The organism is Kribbella sandramycini, assembly GCF_013131805.1.
Classification (GTDB): Bacteria; Actinomycetota; Actinomycetes; order Propionibacteriales; family Kribbellaceae; genus Kribbella; species Kribbella sandramycini.
This window is the reverse complement of sequence record NZ_JABJRC010000007.1, coordinates 288,505-303,739: the sequence shown is the minus strand read 5'-3', so window position 1 is coordinate 303,739 and position 15,235 is coordinate 288,505. Positions and strand designations below refer to the sequence as shown.

Here is a 15,235-nt window from a genome sequence, read left to right as displayed (position 1 = left end):
AGTACTCCGGAAAGTTCTTTCGCGCGGCCTGTCGATTCCGTCCGGCCCCGTTCGTCAGCAAGATGTTCAGTACCAGCCCGAGACAAAGGGAGCTTGAGATGGCGCAGTACGTTTTCCTGCTGTTCGACAGCGAGGAGTGGTTCGACAACCTCACGCCCGAGGAGTGGCAGAAGGCGATGGAGCTGCACGGCGCGTTCACCGCGGCCGTCGAGGCGGCCGGCGCGCGGGTGCTCGGCGGCGAGGCGCTCGAGCGCTCGACGACGGCGAGCACGGTCCGGAAGCCGGACGGCGGCGAGGCGCTGGTCACCGACGGTCCGTTCATCGAGACCAAGGAGGCGCTGGGCGGCTACTACGTCATCGAGGCCCGGGATCTCGACCAGGCCATCGAGCTCGCGAAGCTCTGCCCGGCCGGCAACGTCGAGGTTCGTCCGATCATGAGCACCTCGGACGACGCCGAGTCGCCTGCCTGATGAACCGTCGTACCACCCCGCCTCTGCCCTCGCCGGAGCCACCGGCGGGGGCGGAGGTGCGGGAGGTGGTCGACGCGGTGGCGCGTGCGCACCGCGAACACTGGTCCGTCGTGCTGGCGGCCGTCGTCCGGCTGACCCGCGACCTGGACCTGGCCGAGGACTGCACGCAGGACGCGTTCGTTCAGGCCATGCGGGTCTGGCCGGAGGGCGTACCGGCCAATCCGGCCGGCTGGCTGACCACAGTGGCGCGGCGGGTCGCACTGGACCGGCTGCGGCGTGAGACGACGCTACGGCGGAAGCTGCCGCTACTGGTGGACGACGAGCCGGCGGACGACGAGCAGCCAACAGACCCGCTGCGGCTGGTGTTCACCTGCTGTCACCCGGCCCTCGCGCGGGAGTCGCAGGTAGCGCTGACGCTGCGGCTCATCTGCGGCCTGACAACGCGGGAGGTGGCGGCCGGGCTGCGGATCGGCGAGGCGACCGCGGCCGCGCGGATCACCCGGGCGAAGAAGAAGATCGCCGCAGCTGGCATCCCGTACCGGATCCCGGCTGACCATGAGCTGCCCGACCGGCTGGACGCCGTCCTGACCGTCGTCCATCTGGTCTACACCGCCGGCCATGTCGCGGCCGGCCCCGAGCTCACCCGTGCCGACCTGACGGGCCGTGCGATCGAGCTGGCCCGGATGCTCGTCCGGCTGATGCCCGTCGAGACCGAGCCGGAGGCGCTGCTCGGTCTGCTGCTGATGACCGAGGCCCGTGGCACGGCGCGGATGAGCACGGACGGCGAGCTCGTCCTGCTCGCCGACCAGGACCGCTCCCGCTGGGACGTCAAGCTGATCGCGGAGGGCGTCGCCCGGGCAACAGATGCCCTGGTCCGCGGCGGCGGTCGCTTCGCTCTCCAGGCCGCGGTCGCCGGCCTGCACGTCACCGCCCCCTCCTGGGAGCGCACCGACTGGCGCCAGGTGGTCCGCATGTACGACGCGATGATGATCAGCTGGCCGACCCCGATCGTCGCCCTCAACCGCGCCGCCGCCCGCAGCTTCGTCCCCGGCGCCGACCTGCCCGAGATCCTCGCCGAGCTGGACGCCCTGGCCGCCGAGCCGGCCCTGCAGTCCTACCCCTACCTACCCGCCGCCCGCGCCGACGTCCTGGCCCGGCTGGGCCGCAGCGTCCAGGCCGCCGCCGCGTACGCCGAAGCGATCACCCTGACCGGGAACGAAGCCGAACGCCGCTTCCTGCGCCGCCGCCACGACGAGCTCACTTAGGATGAGCGCGTTCGCGACGGCTACGGGGAGTCAGATGCGCTGGTGGAATCGGGAGTTCTCCCGGCAGATGCTCGTCATGCCCCTGATCGTTCCGGCGCTGTTCCTCCCTGGTGAGACGCTGCTGAAGGTCCTCGCGGGCTGGGACCTGTATTTCGCCGGCTATCTACTGCTCACCTGGCTGACCTTCCGCCGCCGCTCGCCGGAGGAGCTCCGTGAGGTGGTGCTGACCACGTCCCGGCAAGGCCTGGCCGGGCGCTGGCTCCAGAGCACTCCGGAGCAGTTCGCCCAGGGGGCGGCGATGATCGCCTTGTTCGCGACCGTCTCGGCGCTGCCGCAGGCCGAAACCCTCGGTGCCCCGCCGAAGCTGGCCCTGGCCATCTGCGTCGTGGCTGTCATCACCGCCTGGTTGGCCCTCCAGACCGGCTTCGTGATCTCGTACCTGGCGCTGCATGCCCGGTCCGGCGGCTTCGACTTCCCCGGCACCGACGAGCCCGGCCTGGTCGACTTCGCCTACTTCGCGGTCTCGGTCGGTACGACGTTCGGCACCACCGACGTGACCGTCACCCAGAGCCGCGTTCGCCGCCGGGTGCTTGCGCACGCGACGCTCGCGTTCGTCTTCAACACCCTCATCCTCGCGACGGCCGTTACCTTCGTCACGTCCTACCTGACGACCTAGATCGGGGTGCCGTTGCTCAGGTTGTGCAGCTGGCCCGGCTTGGCGAGCAGCAGCGGAAGGCGGCGAGCGTTCAGCGGTGAGACCAGGCCTTCGAGTGCGTCGGGCGAGTGCCAGTCGATGGCGAGGATCTCGCGGCCGTCCGGTTGCAGGGTCTGCAGGATGGACGGGTCGTGGACGCCGCCGTCGTACAGGATCTCGATCGCGTCGCCCCAACCCTCCCAGCGCGGGAGCCAGTCGATGGCGAGGACGCCGAGGAGCGGCAGCGCCAGGCCCAGCTCCTCCTCCATCTCGCGGGAGGCGCCGGTCGCCGGGTCCTCATCGGGCTCGACGACGCCGCCTGGCAGCTCACGGTCCTGCTTGTAGCTGACCTGGCAGAGCAGCACGCGGCCGCTGGTGTCCCGGACGACGACGTGCGCGATCACCCGCTTCTTCGGGAGCGCGGAGTCCATCAGCGTCGTCCAGCCGAGCAGGCTGTCCGGCCGGGGGTCGTCGCTGCGCATGCCGTAGACGGCCACGTCGCGCCGCTCGCCGTCCAGCAGCGCTGCGCCGCGCAGCACGCCCTCGCGCCGGAAACCGGACCGAATCGCCACCCGCGCCGACGAGTGCAGCTCCGGGTCGACCTCTATCTGCAGCCGGTCGAACCCGAGCTCACCGAACGCGTACGCCGAAGCGAGGCGGACCGCCCGCTGTGCGAGCTCAGGGCCGCCTTCCAGCGCCCAAACGACCACACCGACACCAGCCGTCGTCCGCCGCACCTCCACAGTGCCGAGGGCGCCAACGGTGAAGACAGCCAGGTCTTCACCGTTCTGAGTCAGCTGCAGTGTCAGGTCACCATCGGTCAGTTCGGCGGTCACACCCAGAACGCTACCCGTCGTACCGCAAGTACACCGTGGCCAGGGGCGGCACGGACAGCTCGGTGCTGGTCGCCATCCCGTGCCACTCCGGGCCGTCGGCCTGGACGGCGCCCAGGTTGCCGACTCCGGAGCCGCCGTACGACCCGGCGTCGGTGTTGATCGCTTCGGACCAGCGACCGGCGTACGGGAGGCCGAGGCGGTAGCCGTGATGCGGGACGGCGGAGAAGTTCGCGACACAGGCGATCGTCGGCTCACCCTCGGCGCCGAAGCGGACGAACGAGAACACGTTGTTCCCGGCGTCGTTGGCGTCGATCCAGCTGAATTTCTCCGGGTCGTGATCGGTGCCCCAGAGCGCGGCCGTGTCCTTGTAGACATGGTTCAGATCGCGGACCAGGTCGCGCAGGCCGCGGTGGTCGGCGTGGTCCAGGAGCCACCAGTCCAGCTCGCCCTTCTCGGACCACTCCGACTCCTGGCCGAACTCACAGCCCATGAACAGCAGCTGCTTACCCGGGTGCGCCCACATCATCGCCAGGTAGGCGCGCAGGTTCGCCAGTTGCTGCCAGCGGTCGCCGGGCATCTTGCGCAGCAGCGAGCCCTTGCCGTGCACGACCTCGTCGTGGGACAGCGGGAGGACGAAGTTCTCCGAGTAGGCGTACATCATCGAGAACGTCAGCTCGTGGTGGTGGTACTGGCGGTGCACCGGCTCGTGCTCCAGGTAGCGGAGCGAGTCGTTCATCCAGCCCATGTTCCACTTGAAGCCGAAGCCGAGGCCGCCGAGATGGGTGTCCCGGGTGACGCCCGGCCAGGACGTCGACTCCTCGGCGACGGTGATCACGCCGGGGACGCGCTTGTAGAGCGTCGCGTTCATCTCCTGCAGGAACGAGACGGCCTCGAGGTTCTCCCGGCCGCCGTACTGGTTCGGCACCCACTGACCCTCTTGGCGGGAGTAGTCGAGGTAGAGCATCGAGGCGACCGCGTCGACGCGCAGGCCGTCGATGTGGAACTCCTCGGCCCAGTAGATCGCGTTCGCGACCAGGAAGTTCCGGACCTGCGGGCGGCCGAAGTCGAAGACCAGCGTGCCCCAGTCGGGCTGTTCGCCGCGGCGCGGATCCGGGTGCTCGTACAGCGGCGTCCCGTCGAAGCGGGCCAGCGCCCACGCGTCCTTCGGGAAGTGTGCCGGCACCCAGTCGACCAGGACGCCGATCCCGGCCTGGTGCAGCTTGTCGACCAGGAAGCGGAAGTCGTCCGGATCGCCGAACCTCGACGTCGGCGCGAAGTACGACGTCACCTGGTAGCCCCAGGAGCCGCCGAACGGGTGCTCCATCACCGGCATGAACTCGACATGGGTGAACCCCATGTCGTTGACATAGGCAACAAGTTCGTCGGCCAGCTCACGGTACGACTTGCCCTTGCGCCAGGAGCCGAGGTGCACCTCGTAGACGCTCATCGGCTCGGCGTACGCCTGGGACGCCGCCCGGCGCTCCAGCCACTCCGCGTCCGTCCATTCGTACGTCGACTCGTGGACGACCGACGCGTTGGCGGGCGGGACCTCGGCCAGGTTGGCCATCGGGTCCGCCTTCTGGCGCCAGACGCCGTCCCGGCCGCAGATGTCGAACTTGTAGCGGGTGCCGGCGCCGACGCCGGGCACGAACAGCTCCCACACGCCGGAGGAGCCCAGCGAGCGCAGCGGATGCGCGCGGCCGTCCCAGAAGTTGAAGTCGGCGGTCAGCCGGATGCCCTGCGCGTTCGGGGCCCAGACCGCGAACGACGTCCCAGTCACAGCACCGGTCGGGCCCTCGTAGCGACGGACATGTGCGCCGAGCACCGTCCACAGCTGCTCGTGGCGCCCTTCGCCGATCAGGTGCAGGTCGATCTCACCAAGCGACGGCAAGTACCGGTACGGGTCGTCGACCTCGAGCGCCGGACCGTCGGTGTAGCCGACCTCGAGCCGATAGTCCGGCACCTTGTCGGTGTCGATCACACCGACCCAGACGCCGTCGTGCTCATGCCGCAACTCCAGCCGCTGGCCGTCGCCGTGCAGAACGGTCACCGAACTCGCGAACGGCCGCAACACCCGCACCGTCACGCCACTCGCGCCCAGATGCGGCCCAAGCACCTGATGCGGATCGTGATAAGTCCCACCGACCACCCGATCCAGAACGGTCCGATCCACCGGAACCGCTGTCACCAAAGGCTGGTCGGCCGAAACCACCGGTACCTCCATGGCTTCGTTCTCACTCGATCCCATGTACACATCCTGCCCGATCGCGACCACGTTCACTGCACCCCGTACCCGACAAGTCCCGACCTACACACTCAAGCGGACAAAGCGGCCTGTACTGCGGCCAGTCGGGTGGCGTAGCGGGGCCAGGCGAAGCCGGTGCGGGTATAGGCGAGGGAGGTCTCGTCGGCGAGGGCTTTGGCGCGTTGGTGGTCGCCTTGGGCCAGGGCTAGGGCTGCGGCGACGGCGCGGGCTGCGAGCCAGGAGGTGCTGTGGACGGGGGCCTCGGCGAAGACGGCGTCGAGTAGGGCTGAGGCTTCGGCCAGCTCGTCCTGGCGGATCAGGACGTCAGCCAGGTCGATGTAGGCGTGGCTGACGCCGGAGTCGTCGGCCAGGGCGTACTCGACGGCGGAGCGGAGGTGCTTTTCGGCTTCGTCGAGGTTGTTGTGCGCTACGGCGACCAGGCCGCGGACGACGTCGTTCAGCGGCAGGATCTGGCGGTCGTCGAGCCGGCGGGCGTAGTGGTCGGATTCGGCGGCTGCTTTGAGTGCATCGGCGGAGCGGTCGAGGCCGACGAGTGCACCGGCCAGATTGCTCAGACCGCGGGACAGGCCGTGCTCGTCGCCGTACTCGCGGTCGGCGACGATACAGACCTCGTAGCACTCCAGCGCGCGCTCGGACTGGCCGGTGTAGACGTACAGCGTGCCCAGGGCGTCGGTGAAGGCCGATAGGCGGCGTTCGTGCTGGTCTGACGTACGGGCCAGTGCTTGGCCGCTCAGTAGTGGAGTGAACGCGTCGAGCAGGCGGCCGCGTTCGATCTCGACGATGCTGCGGTAGTAGAGCGCAGTGAGCGTCAGAGTGTCGTCGTCTTGCTGCGGCGCGAGCCGCTCGGCCTCGGTCAGCAGCTCTGCGGCCTGGTCGAACCGGCCACGCATGGTGAGCACGAAACCGTGGTTGCACAACGCGGTCAGCCGCTCGGCAGTGGTCGCGCCGGGAGCGTCGGTCAACGCGGCGAAGTGTCGCGCGGCTTCGGCGTACCAGCCGCGGATCAGCCAGGGGGTGTGCATCGCGAGGGCAAGCTGCAGGCCGCCGACGGCCCGGTCGGTCCCGGCGGCGCGGTCCAGGACGTCGAGCAGATTCGGCCATTCGGCGAAGACTTCGTTGACCGACTCGGCGCTGGCGAAATCGTCGCCCTGCTGACCGGTCGTACGGACGAAGCCCAGCGCCCACTCGAGCTCAGCAGCCCGCGCGGCTTCGGTTTCGCCGGCCTCGTCGAGTTTGCCGAGCGCGTAGTCGCGGACGGTCTCCAGCAGCCGGAACCGGCGGCCGTTGACCGCCTCGACGGTCAGCAGACTCCGATCCGCGAGCTCGGTCAGCGCGGGCGCGACGTCGCGCGGATCGAGGGCGACCTGTTCGGCGGCCTCCAAAGTGAAACCGCCGGTGAACACGGCGACGCGACGCAGGACGGCGCGCTCGGCGCCCCCGAGCAGCTGGTGACTCCAGTCCAGCGCGGCGACCAGACTGGTGTGCCGGGCTTGGGAATCACGCGTGCCGGCGACGAGCAACCGCATCCGGTCGGTGAGCCGTTGCGCGAGCTGGGGCACGGTGAGCGTGCGGGTGAGACCGGCCGCGAGCTCGATCCCGAGCGGGAACCGGTCGACCGCCGAGCAGATCGCCGCGACCTGCTCGGGGTCGGCGCCCTGGGCATCGATCGCGCAGCGTTCGGCGAACAGTTGCGCCGCGGCCAGCGCATCCATCGGGCGCATCGGCCGGACCTCTTCGGCCTCCAGCTGCAAGGGCCGCTGCGAGCTGACCACCACGGTCAGCCCCGGCGCGCGCCGCACCAGACCGGCGACGATCTCCGCAACCTGCTCGATCACGTGCTCCGCGTTGTCGAGGACGAGGATCGATCCGTCGAGGGTCGACGCCGCGCCCGCGATCGGGTCGGCGCCGCCGGCGTCATCACCCGCAATCGCCTCCAGGACGGCGCTTTCGCGCTGCAGCGGCGCCAACTCGACGACCCGGATCGGGCGGCCGCTCACGGCCCGGGCCGCCTCGACCGACAACCGGGACTTGCCGCTCCCGGGCCCGCCGGTCAGCGTGACGACACCCGGCGTACCGAGGCGACGTATCAACCAGGCCAGCTCCTCCTGGCGGCCGACGAAACTGGTCAGCGGGGCCGGTAGATCGGCGACCGGCGCGCTCGGCGCGGCACCGCGGACGGCCGGCGGTTCAGTTGCCGTCAGCAACAAGGTTGGATCCTGGCGGAGCAGTCGGAGCTCCATCGCGGCGGTGTCCGGCGCCGGATCCACGCCGAGTTCGTCGGCGAGCCGGCTGCGCAGGCGCGCCATCCGGGTCAGCGCGTCGGCCTGCCGGCCGGTCCGGTAGAGCGCCAGGGCGAGCAGACACCACAACCGCTCGTGCAGCGGATTCTCGGCGGCGAGCGCCTCGAGCTCGCGAGCCGCCTCGGCCGCATGCCCCAGCGACAGCTCGGCATCCAGCAGCTCCACCTGCAGCGTCAGCCGCCAGGCGTCGAGTTGTTCGCCCTCGACACCGGCGTACGGAATCGTGCGGAGATCGGCGAGCGCCGGGCCGCGCCACTGATCGAGCGCCTCCTGCGCCGCCGCCCGGACGGCGACCTGATCGCCGGCCCGCACCGCGACGTGCATCCGCTCGGCCGCCGCGCGAGCCTCGGCCAGATCCGTCAGCTCGGCCGCCAGCGCATATCCGCCATTTGCCCGCGTCAACGAATCGGGGGAGTCGATCGCGGCCCGCAGCCGCGACGCCAGCACCCGCAACCGCTCGGTCGGCCGGGCCAGATCGACGTCACCCCACAGATCCGCCGCGAGCCGATGATCCGGGACCGGCATCCCGCCCGCCAGCGCCAGCCGGACCAGCAACGCCCGCTCCAACGGCCGATCAACAGCCACCGGCAGCCCGCCGAGCCGCACCGCCAGCGGCCCCAGAACCAGAACCTCGAGACCATGAGCGGAGGGCATATCCACCAGTATTCCAGTGGCAACGCCCCCACGCTCTGTAATTTTCACCGCAACCAGGACTACTTGGCGCATATTTGGGGTACTTGGTTCTGTTTTAACCTTCCACCGATTCGGCCTCGGCGAGGGCCGCCGCGGCCGAGAGCGGGATCCGCAGCCAGGTGGGGCGGTTGCGGGCCTCGTAGAGGCACTCGTAGATGAGCTTGTCGGCGAGGAAGGCGCTGAGCAGGACGGACTGCTGACGCGGATCCGTGCCGGCGACCTCGGCGTAGCCGTCGCAGAAGGCCTGCTGGTTGCGGGTCGCCCATTCGGCGGCCCGGTAGGCGATCTGCTGGTCGCCCTCGTGGTCGGTGAGCAGGAGCGAGCGGGCCGCATAGTCGAAGGAGCGGAGCATCCCCGCGATGTCCTTGACGGCGGTGTCGAGGGCGCGCCGCTCGATCAGCGACTTGGCCGGCTCGCCCTCGAAGTCGATCAGCTTCCAGCCGTCGATCGTGCGCAGCACCTGGCCGAGGTGGAAGTCGCCGTGAATGCGCTGCACGATCACCGGCTGATCGGTGGCGGCCAGCGCGTCGAAGGCGCGGCCGAGGCCGGCGGCGTACGGCGCGAGCTCGGGGATCGCCGCGACCGCCTGGTCGAGACGGCGCTGCATGGCGGCGGCGTGCTCGACGAGTTTGGCCTGCTCCCAGACGTCGGTGCCGAGGGCCTTGGCCAGCTCGGAATGCACCTGGGCGGTGCTGGCGCCGAGCCGGTGCGACTCCCCGGCGAAGTCGCCGCCGACCTCGGCCGCGTGCAGATCGGCCTCGGCGTACAGATCGCGGACCGACGACGTCGCGAACGACCAGCCGTCGGTCGCGTTCTTCTGGAACGCCGTCAGCATCGCGAGCTCGCCGCTGTCGGTGCCGCCGCCGGCGCGCGGCCAGCTGCCGCGCGCCGAACCGAGCACCTCCGGGACCAGCTCGGAGCCGGACTCGGTGAGCGCCGACTCGATCTCGACCCCGGGATTGCTCCCGGGCTCGAGCCGGCGGAACACCTTCAGCAAAGCCACGTCGCCGAAGACCAGCGACGTGTTGGACTGCTCGACCGTCAGCACCAGGGACTGCGCGTCCTCCGGGACGACGGTCGCGCCCTCCGGCGCGTGCACCGGGTGGAACTCCAGGCCGTCGAGCGTGCGGCCGTTGGTCAGCCCCTCCAGCCAGTACGGCGTGGCTTCCTTGTCGTGCAGGGCGTCGTACACCCAGACGCGGGTGTCGTCGAGGTCCTGCTCCGCCCAGTCGCCGATCAGGGCGTGGCCGAGGTTGTCGACCGGCGCCTGGTGGTAGCTGAGCGGGAGCTGGTACACCCGGATCGGAATGTCCGACCCGGGGGGACCCGAACAGTAGACGAACCCGATCCGGACCGCGGGCCACACTCCGTCGTCCGAGAGCCACGCCGAGGTGGCGACGGCATCGACGACGACGTCGTGTCCCTTCTCCCCGAACCAGCGCTGGTTCGTGCAGAAGGACTGGACCTGGTCCAGATGGGAAGTCACGAAATGCTCTCCTCATGGTCGTCCGGCTTGGCCACGGGCAGCCGGAACCAGTAGAAACCGTGGGCGCCGAGGGTCAAAAGGTAGGGCAACTCACCGATCGCCGGGAAGTGCACCCCGCCGAGGAGCTCGACCGGTTCCACTCCCTGCCACTGCCGCAGGTCGAGTTCGATCGGCTGCGGGAAGCGCGACAGGTTGTTCACGCACAGGACGACGTCGTCGCCGAACTCGCGGATGTACGACAGGACGCTCGGGTTCGAGCCGCCCAGATCGGTGAACGTGCCCATCCCGAAACAGGGGTGCTGTTTACGGGTCTGGATCATCCGCCGGGTCCAGTGCAGCAGCGAGGAGGCGTTCTCCATCTCGGCCTCGACGTTCACCGCCTGGTATCCGTAGACCGGGTCCATGATCACGGGCAGGCTGAGCTTGCCCGGGGTCGCGGTGGAGAACGAGGCGTTCCGGTCCGGTGACCACTGCATCGGCGTCCGGACGCCGTCGCGGTCGCCGAGCCAGATGTTGTCGCCCATCCCGATCTCGTCGCCGTAGTACAGGATCGGCGAGCCGGGCAGCGACAGCAGCATCGCCGTGAACAACTCCATCTTGTTGGTGTCGTTGTCCAGCAGCGGGGCCAACCGGCGGCGGATGCCGATATTCGCCTTCATCCGCGGGTCCTGCGCGTACTCGGCCCACATGTAGTCGCGGTCCTCGTCGGTGACCATCTCGAGGGTCAGCTCGTCGTGGTTCCGCAGGAAGATGCCCCACTGGCAGGTGTCCGGGATGGCCGGGGTCTGGGCCAGGATCTCCGAGATCGGGAACCGCGACTCGCGCCGCACGCCCATGAAGATCCGCGGCATCACCGGGAAGTGGAACGCCATCTGGCACTCGTCGCCGCCCGAGTCGCGGTCGCCGAAGTAGTCGACCACGTCGGCCGGCCACTGGTTGGCCTCGCAGAGCAGGATCCGGTCCTCGTAGTTCGCGTCGACCTCTTTGCGGACCCGCTTCAGGAACTCGTGGGTGCGCGGGAGGTTCTCGCAGTTGGTGCCGTCCTGTTCGAACAGGTACGGCACGGCGTCGAGGCGGAAACCGTCGATACCGAGGTCGAGCCAGAACTTCAGCGCCTCGATCATCGCGTCGCCGACGGCCGGGTTCTCGAAGTTCAGGTCCGGCTGGCTGGAGTAGAACCGGTGCCAGAAGTACTGACCGCGGACCGGGTCCCACGTCCAGTTCGACTGCTCGCTGTCGACGAAGATGATCCGGGCGTCGCCGTACGGCTCGTCGGTGTCGGACCAGACGTAGAAGTCGCCGTACGGGCCGTCGGGGTTGGCGCGCGACTCCTGGAACCAGGGGTGCTGGTCCGAGGTGTGGTTCATCACGAAGTCGACGATGACGCGCATCCCGCGGGCGTGGCAGGCCTCCATGAAGGCGGCGAAGTCCTGGATGGTGCCGACCTCCGGCATCACGCCGGTGTAGTCGGAGATGTCGTAACCGCCGTCCCGCAACGGTGACGGGTAGAACGGCGGCAGCCACAGGCAGTCCACGCCGAGCCACTCGAGATAATCGAGTTTCTCGGTCAGGCCTTGCAGGTCGCCGATGCCGTCGGCGTTCGAGTCCTTGAACGATCGCACCAGGACCTCGTAGAAGACGGCCCGCTTGAACCACAGCGGATCCTTCTTCGTCAGTCCGTGGTGCTGCTCCGGCAGCATGTCGGTCACGCTCACCTCCATCGGGAAGGTTGTGGGGTGGGCCGGCCCAGGGCGCGCACTGACCTCCCGTACCCATTACCGGGCTCGTCAAAAGAGGCAGTACGTGAACCCGGTCGAACCCGGTGATTGGGGAACGCCGCGCGTCGGACGGGTCCGCGTGAACGTCGGGCTTAGTCTGACGGCCGTTTGCCAGTACAAGCAAATGGACCGGCCGTCGTCCCACCCAATAAGACCTCTAGCCCACTGGTCTCAGTTGTTCAGCGCCCGAAGCCGGAGCCGCGTTTGTTGCTCGTGCCGTGCCGCTGGGTGCTCTGCCGCTCGCCCTGCGCGGCGTCGTTGCCCTTCCCGCCGGCCGGCCTTCTCCTCCTTGAGCCCCGCCTGGCGCAAGATGTTGCTCCACGTCCCGGTCTTGATCTCTTCCTTCTTCGGGACGATGACCGTGCGGCCGCTGCTGTTCTTGTAGGTGATGTGGCTGCCGTTCTGGCGGGTCGGCTCGCAGCCGGCCTCGCGCAGCTTGCGGTCGTCCTCCAGGATGCGATCACTCCGGGTCACGATCGTACGACGCAACGGGATCAGTCCGGCGGGCCGGCAGACTTTCGCGGCTTCCGGACGTACTTCGTGAAGCCGGCGCGCTCGGCGTCGGCCTCGGTGCGGAACCACACCTCCGCCTTGGTACGCCCGTAGTACGGCGAGTCGGGCGTGTGGAACAGCATCGACTGGGCGTTGCCCTTGATCGTGAAGCCGTCCGGCGGCCCCTGGTGCGCCACCGCCTCCGCCGACCCCGCGCCGTACCTGCCCGGCGGCACGTCGTCCTGGTCGAACAGCGTCGGCTCCGAGTCCATCACCCGCGAGAACCGCGCCGGAGCCGCCGCGGAAGCCGTCTGTGCGGGAGCTGCCGCGGACGCCGCCTCCTCGCGAGCTGTTGTGGACGCCGCTTCCTCGCGTTCGGCTGCGGGCGGCGCGACGGCTTTGTCCGGCTCAGGTTTGTCAGGCGCCGCTGAAGGACTGGAGGGGGCCGGTGCCTGAACCGGTTCCTCGGCTCGAACGGGTTCCTCGGCTCGAACGGGTTCCTCGGCTCGAACGGGTTCCTCGGCTCGAACGGGTTCCTCGGCTCGGACGGGTTCGTCGGTTCGAACGGGTTCGTCGGTTCGAACCGGTTGCTCGGCTCGAACTGGCTGCTCGGCTTGGGGCGGGGTGGCTTCGCGTGCCGCGGGTTCGGTTGCGGGCGGCGCGACGGCTTTGTCCGGCTCGGGTTCGTCGGGCGCCGCTGAAAGACGAGAGGGTGCCGGAGCCTGAACCGGTTGCTCGGCTTGGGTGGGCGCCGGGGCCGGCGGTTCGGCTTGGGGCCGGGTGGTTTCGCGGGTTGCGGGGGTGGCTGCTGCGCCTACTAGGGCTGGCTCTTTCAGTTCTTCTTCGACTGGGGTGGGGGTGGAGGGTCGGGGTTGGCGGGGGAGGAGGTACCAGGTGATCAGGGCGCCCAGGAGGAAGGCGGCGAGGGTCCAGGGCCAGTTGTGGCGGAGGAGCCAGCTCATGTGTGGGCCTTCCGGGTGGCGCGGTGGAGGAGGTAGGTGAGGGCGCTTCCGAGGAGGAAGGCGGCCAGGAGGAGGAGCCAGTTCTGGGCGATCAGCCAGGTCATCAGTTCTCCTGCAGGGGTCTGATCTCGGCGCGCCGGTTGGCGATCCGGCCGGCGGCGGTGGAGTTGGAGGCGATCGGGAACGCCTGGCCGTAGCCGGCGGCGACCAGGCGGTCGGCGGGGACGCCGAGGCGCACGAGCTGGTTCTTGAGAGCGGCGGCGCGCTGTTCGGACAGCGGGAGGCTGCTGGCGGGGGAGCCGAGGTCGTCGGTGTGCCCGGCGACCTCGACGCGTGCCGTCGGGCAGGTCTTGAGCAGTTCGGCGGCGCGGACGACGGCCTGCTTCGAGGCGTCGTTGACGATCGACGTCCCGGACAGGAAGTTGATCCGGTGCTGCCGGCCGAACTCGGCCAGGCGGCTCTTGAACGTCCGGCACGGCTCGCTCTGCGTCGGCTTCGCCGCCGGCACGATCAGCTCGTCCGCGATCACGGCCCCCGGCACGGCCTTGGCCGCGGCCCGCGCCGCCATCGCCTTGGTCGCCTGGTCCGGCACCTCGCCGCTCAGGGTGACCGTGCCCCCGTCGTACCGAACCGACGCGTCACCCGTGCCGATCGCCATCGCGGCCAGCAGTGCGGTCAGCGTGCCCGGCTCCTCGAGCCCCTTGGCCGCATCGACCGTGACGCGCTCGTCGTACTCCCGGTCCGGCCCGAGCAGCCGCTCGACCTCGGCCCGCAACGACTCCTTGGCCAGCTCGCTGCGCACCACGGCCTGCACGCGGATGGCGGTCGCCGTCCGGCCGATCTCGAAACCGCCCGCCGTCTCCGGCTGCGGGCTCGGCGTCCGGCCGGTGCCCTGACCGGTCAGACCGCGCTCGATCGAGACGACGCGGACGCCGTCCACCCCGGCGACGATCTCGCGCAGATGCGCCTCGTCGACGTCGGTGGACACGAAGACCGACGCGTCCCGCCCGTCCATCGTGACAGTGGCGTTGACACCGCTCGCTCTGAGCGCCGCCTCGGTCTGCGCGCGCAGCTGATCCTCGGTTGACCCCGCGGTGGCCGGCACCAGCACGGCGACCAGCAGCACAGGTACGGCAAGAGCCGCGAGCAGCCAGATGACGAGTGGCCGCCGAACGAGTCCGGGCACTGTTCCTCCGTCAGAAGCGGTCCTCCGACGGGTGCGGGCCGAAGTGACCGTGCGCGAGGAGACTACTCCGCCGTGCACACGCAGCGCACGCGGGATCGCAAATCAAGGCCGCGTGTCGCTCTGACCGGATCCGGTCAAACTGTCCCGACGTTGACAGTTCGCATTTGTGCCAGGCCCGCGTGCAGGGAATCCCTTGACTTAGTTCGTGGCTTAAACCGTACTTGTACGGCGTTTGCCCACACCGTTCGACCGCCCGGTGGGCACACAGGGGAGGAAACTGCTCATGGAGGGGACGTCCGAATCGTCGCTGATCATCGGCGTGGCCACGTCGACGGCCGAACGGGTCCAGCTGGCCCGGCTGCTCGGTGACGCCGACGCACTGCTGCTGGTGTCCAGCGCCGAACAGGCCCGGGTCTTCCTGGAGCTGACCGAGTCGCTGTCGGCGACGGCCGCTCCGGTCGTGGTCGCGCCGAGCGTAGTACCGCAGCTGGACCAGCCGGCGCCGACGGACGAGGAGCTGTTCCTCGACGTCGAACGCCGTACGGTCCGCTGGCGCGATCGTGAGGTGCCGCTGACCCGGCTCGAACACGACTTCCTGCACTGTCTGGTCGAAGAGCCCGGCCGGGTGTGGACGTACCAGCGCCTGCACCACGCCGTCTGGGGCAACGAGCACCTGGGCCACGGCTCACATATCCACTCGGTCGTGAAGCGCCTCCGGCAGAAGCTGGCCGAACTCGGCGCCACGGTGACGATCCACGCCGTCCGCGGCGTCGGCTTCCACCTGCTGCCGACCACCTAGCAAAAGGG

12 protein-coding genes are annotated in these 15,235 nt (G+C 69.6%); 4 read left to right on the top strand and 8 right to left on the bottom strand.

Translation table 11 applies throughout. The features are described from left to right. Positions 1–98: 98 nt before the first annotated feature. The 3 genes from HPO96_RS27030 to HPO96_RS27020 all read left to right on the top strand — a co-directional run bounded on the left by HPO96_RS27030 (position 99) and on the right by HPO96_RS27020 (position 2,411). Complete coding sequence (locus tag HPO96_RS27030; protein ID WP_171677150.1) at positions 99–470, top strand: YciI family protein; 372 nt, start codon at positions 99–101, stop codon at positions 468–470. Between the two features lie 65 nt (positions 471–535). Then, a complete protein-coding gene (locus HPO96_RS27025; protein WP_337796827.1) occupies positions 536–1,735 on the top strand; it encodes an RNA polymerase sigma factor in 1,200 nt (399 codons plus the stop codon). Between the two features lies 1 nt (position 1,736). Next, the gene (locus tag HPO96_RS27020; protein ID WP_171677148.1) at positions 1,737–2,411 is read left to right on the top strand and encodes a DUF1345 domain-containing protein; all 675 of its coding nucleotides are present in this window, start codon (positions 1,737–1,739) and stop codon (positions 2,409–2,411) included. On the opposite strand, the gene HPO96_RS27015 is transcribed toward HPO96_RS27020, so the two are convergent. The 8 genes from HPO96_RS27015 to arfA form a co-directional block, all read right to left on the bottom strand. Then, on the bottom strand, positions 2,408–3,265 hold the full coding sequence (locus HPO96_RS27015; RefSeq protein ID WP_337796826.1) for an NUDIX hydrolase: 858 nt from the start codon (positions 3,263–3,265) through the stop codon (positions 2,408–2,410). The two genes, HPO96_RS27020 and HPO96_RS27015, sit on opposite strands and share 4 nt — an antisense overlap. A 10-nt stretch (positions 3,266–3,275) precedes the next feature. Next, positions 3,276–5,513, bottom strand: a complete 2,238-nt coding sequence (glgB, locus tag HPO96_RS27010) for a 1,4-alpha-glucan branching protein GlgB (protein ID WP_171677147.1) — start codon at positions 5,511–5,513, stop codon at positions 3,276–3,278. Between the two features lie 68 nt (positions 5,514–5,581). Further along, positions 5,582–8,485 carry an AfsR/SARP family transcriptional regulator gene (locus HPO96_RS27005; RefSeq protein WP_171677146.1) on the bottom strand — a complete coding sequence of 968 codons (2,904 nt, stop codon included), beginning with the start codon at positions 8,483–8,485 and terminating at the stop codon, positions 5,582–5,584. A 94-nt stretch (positions 8,486–8,579) separates the two neighbouring features. Then, positions 8,580–10,010, bottom strand: coding sequence for a maltokinase N-terminal cap-like domain-containing protein (locus HPO96_RS27000; protein WP_171677145.1), 1,431 nt, complete (start codon positions 10,008–10,010; stop codon positions 8,580–8,582). Beyond that, entirely contained in the window at positions 10,007–11,710 is a 1,704-nt protein-coding gene (gene treS / locus HPO96_RS26995; RefSeq protein WP_238355590.1) for a maltose alpha-D-glucosyltransferase, read from the bottom strand. The genes HPO96_RS27000 and treS overlap by 4 nt, the downstream gene beginning before the upstream one ends. A gap of 249 nt (positions 11,711–11,959) precedes the next feature. After that, positions 11,960–12,262: a type II toxin-antitoxin system HicA family toxin gene (locus HPO96_RS26990; RefSeq protein ID WP_171677143.1), complete on the bottom strand. Its 303-nt coding sequence runs from the start codon at positions 12,260–12,262 to the stop codon at positions 11,960–11,962. 20 nt (positions 12,263–12,282) lie between these two features. Beyond that, on the bottom strand, positions 12,283–12,552 hold the full coding sequence (locus HPO96_RS26985; RefSeq protein WP_475422017.1) for a sunset domain-containing protein: 270 nt from the start codon (positions 12,550–12,552) through the stop codon (positions 12,283–12,285). A 793-nt stretch (positions 12,553–13,345) separates the two neighbouring features. After that, positions 13,346–14,428 carry a channel-forming protein ArfA/OmpATb gene (gene arfA, locus HPO96_RS26980; RefSeq protein ID WP_337796825.1) on the bottom strand — a complete coding sequence of 361 codons (1,083 nt, stop codon included), beginning with the start codon at positions 14,426–14,428 and terminating at the stop codon, positions 13,346–13,348. A gap of 283 nt (positions 14,429–14,711) precedes the next feature. Here arfA and HPO96_RS26975 point away from each other — a divergent pair, with 283 nt between their 5' ends. Beyond that, positions 14,712–15,227, top strand: coding sequence for a winged helix-turn-helix domain-containing protein (locus HPO96_RS26975; protein WP_171677140.1), 516 nt, complete (start codon positions 14,712–14,714; stop codon positions 15,225–15,227). Positions 15,228–15,235 lie beyond the last annotated feature (8 nt).

Coding starts and splice junctions, on each gene's coding strand:
- HPO96_RS27030 (WP_171677150.1), top strand. CDS start 99: ATGGCGCAGTACGTTTTCCTGCTGTTCGACAGCGAGGAGTGGTTCGAC.
- glgB (WP_171677147.1), bottom strand. CDS start 5,513: ATGGGATCGAGTGAGAACGAAGCCATGGAGGTACCGGTGGTTTCGGCC.
- HPO96_RS26975 (WP_171677140.1), top strand. CDS start 14,712: ATGGAGGGGACGTCCGAATCGTCGCTGATCATCGGCGTGGCCACGTCG.
- HPO96_RS27020 (WP_171677148.1), top strand. CDS start 1,737: ATGAGCGCGTTCGCGACGGCTACGGGGAGTCAGATGCGCTGGTGGAAT.
- treS (WP_238355590.1), bottom strand. CDS start 11,710: ATGCTGCCGGAGCAGCACCACGGACTGACGAAGAAGGATCCGCTGTGG.
- HPO96_RS26985 (WP_475422017.1), bottom strand. CDS start 12,552: ATGGACTCGGAGCCGACGCTGTTCGACCAGGACGACGTGCCGCCGGGC.
- HPO96_RS27005 (WP_171677146.1), bottom strand. CDS start 8,485: ATGCCCTCCGCTCATGGTCTCGAGGTTCTGGTTCTGGGGCCGCTGGCG.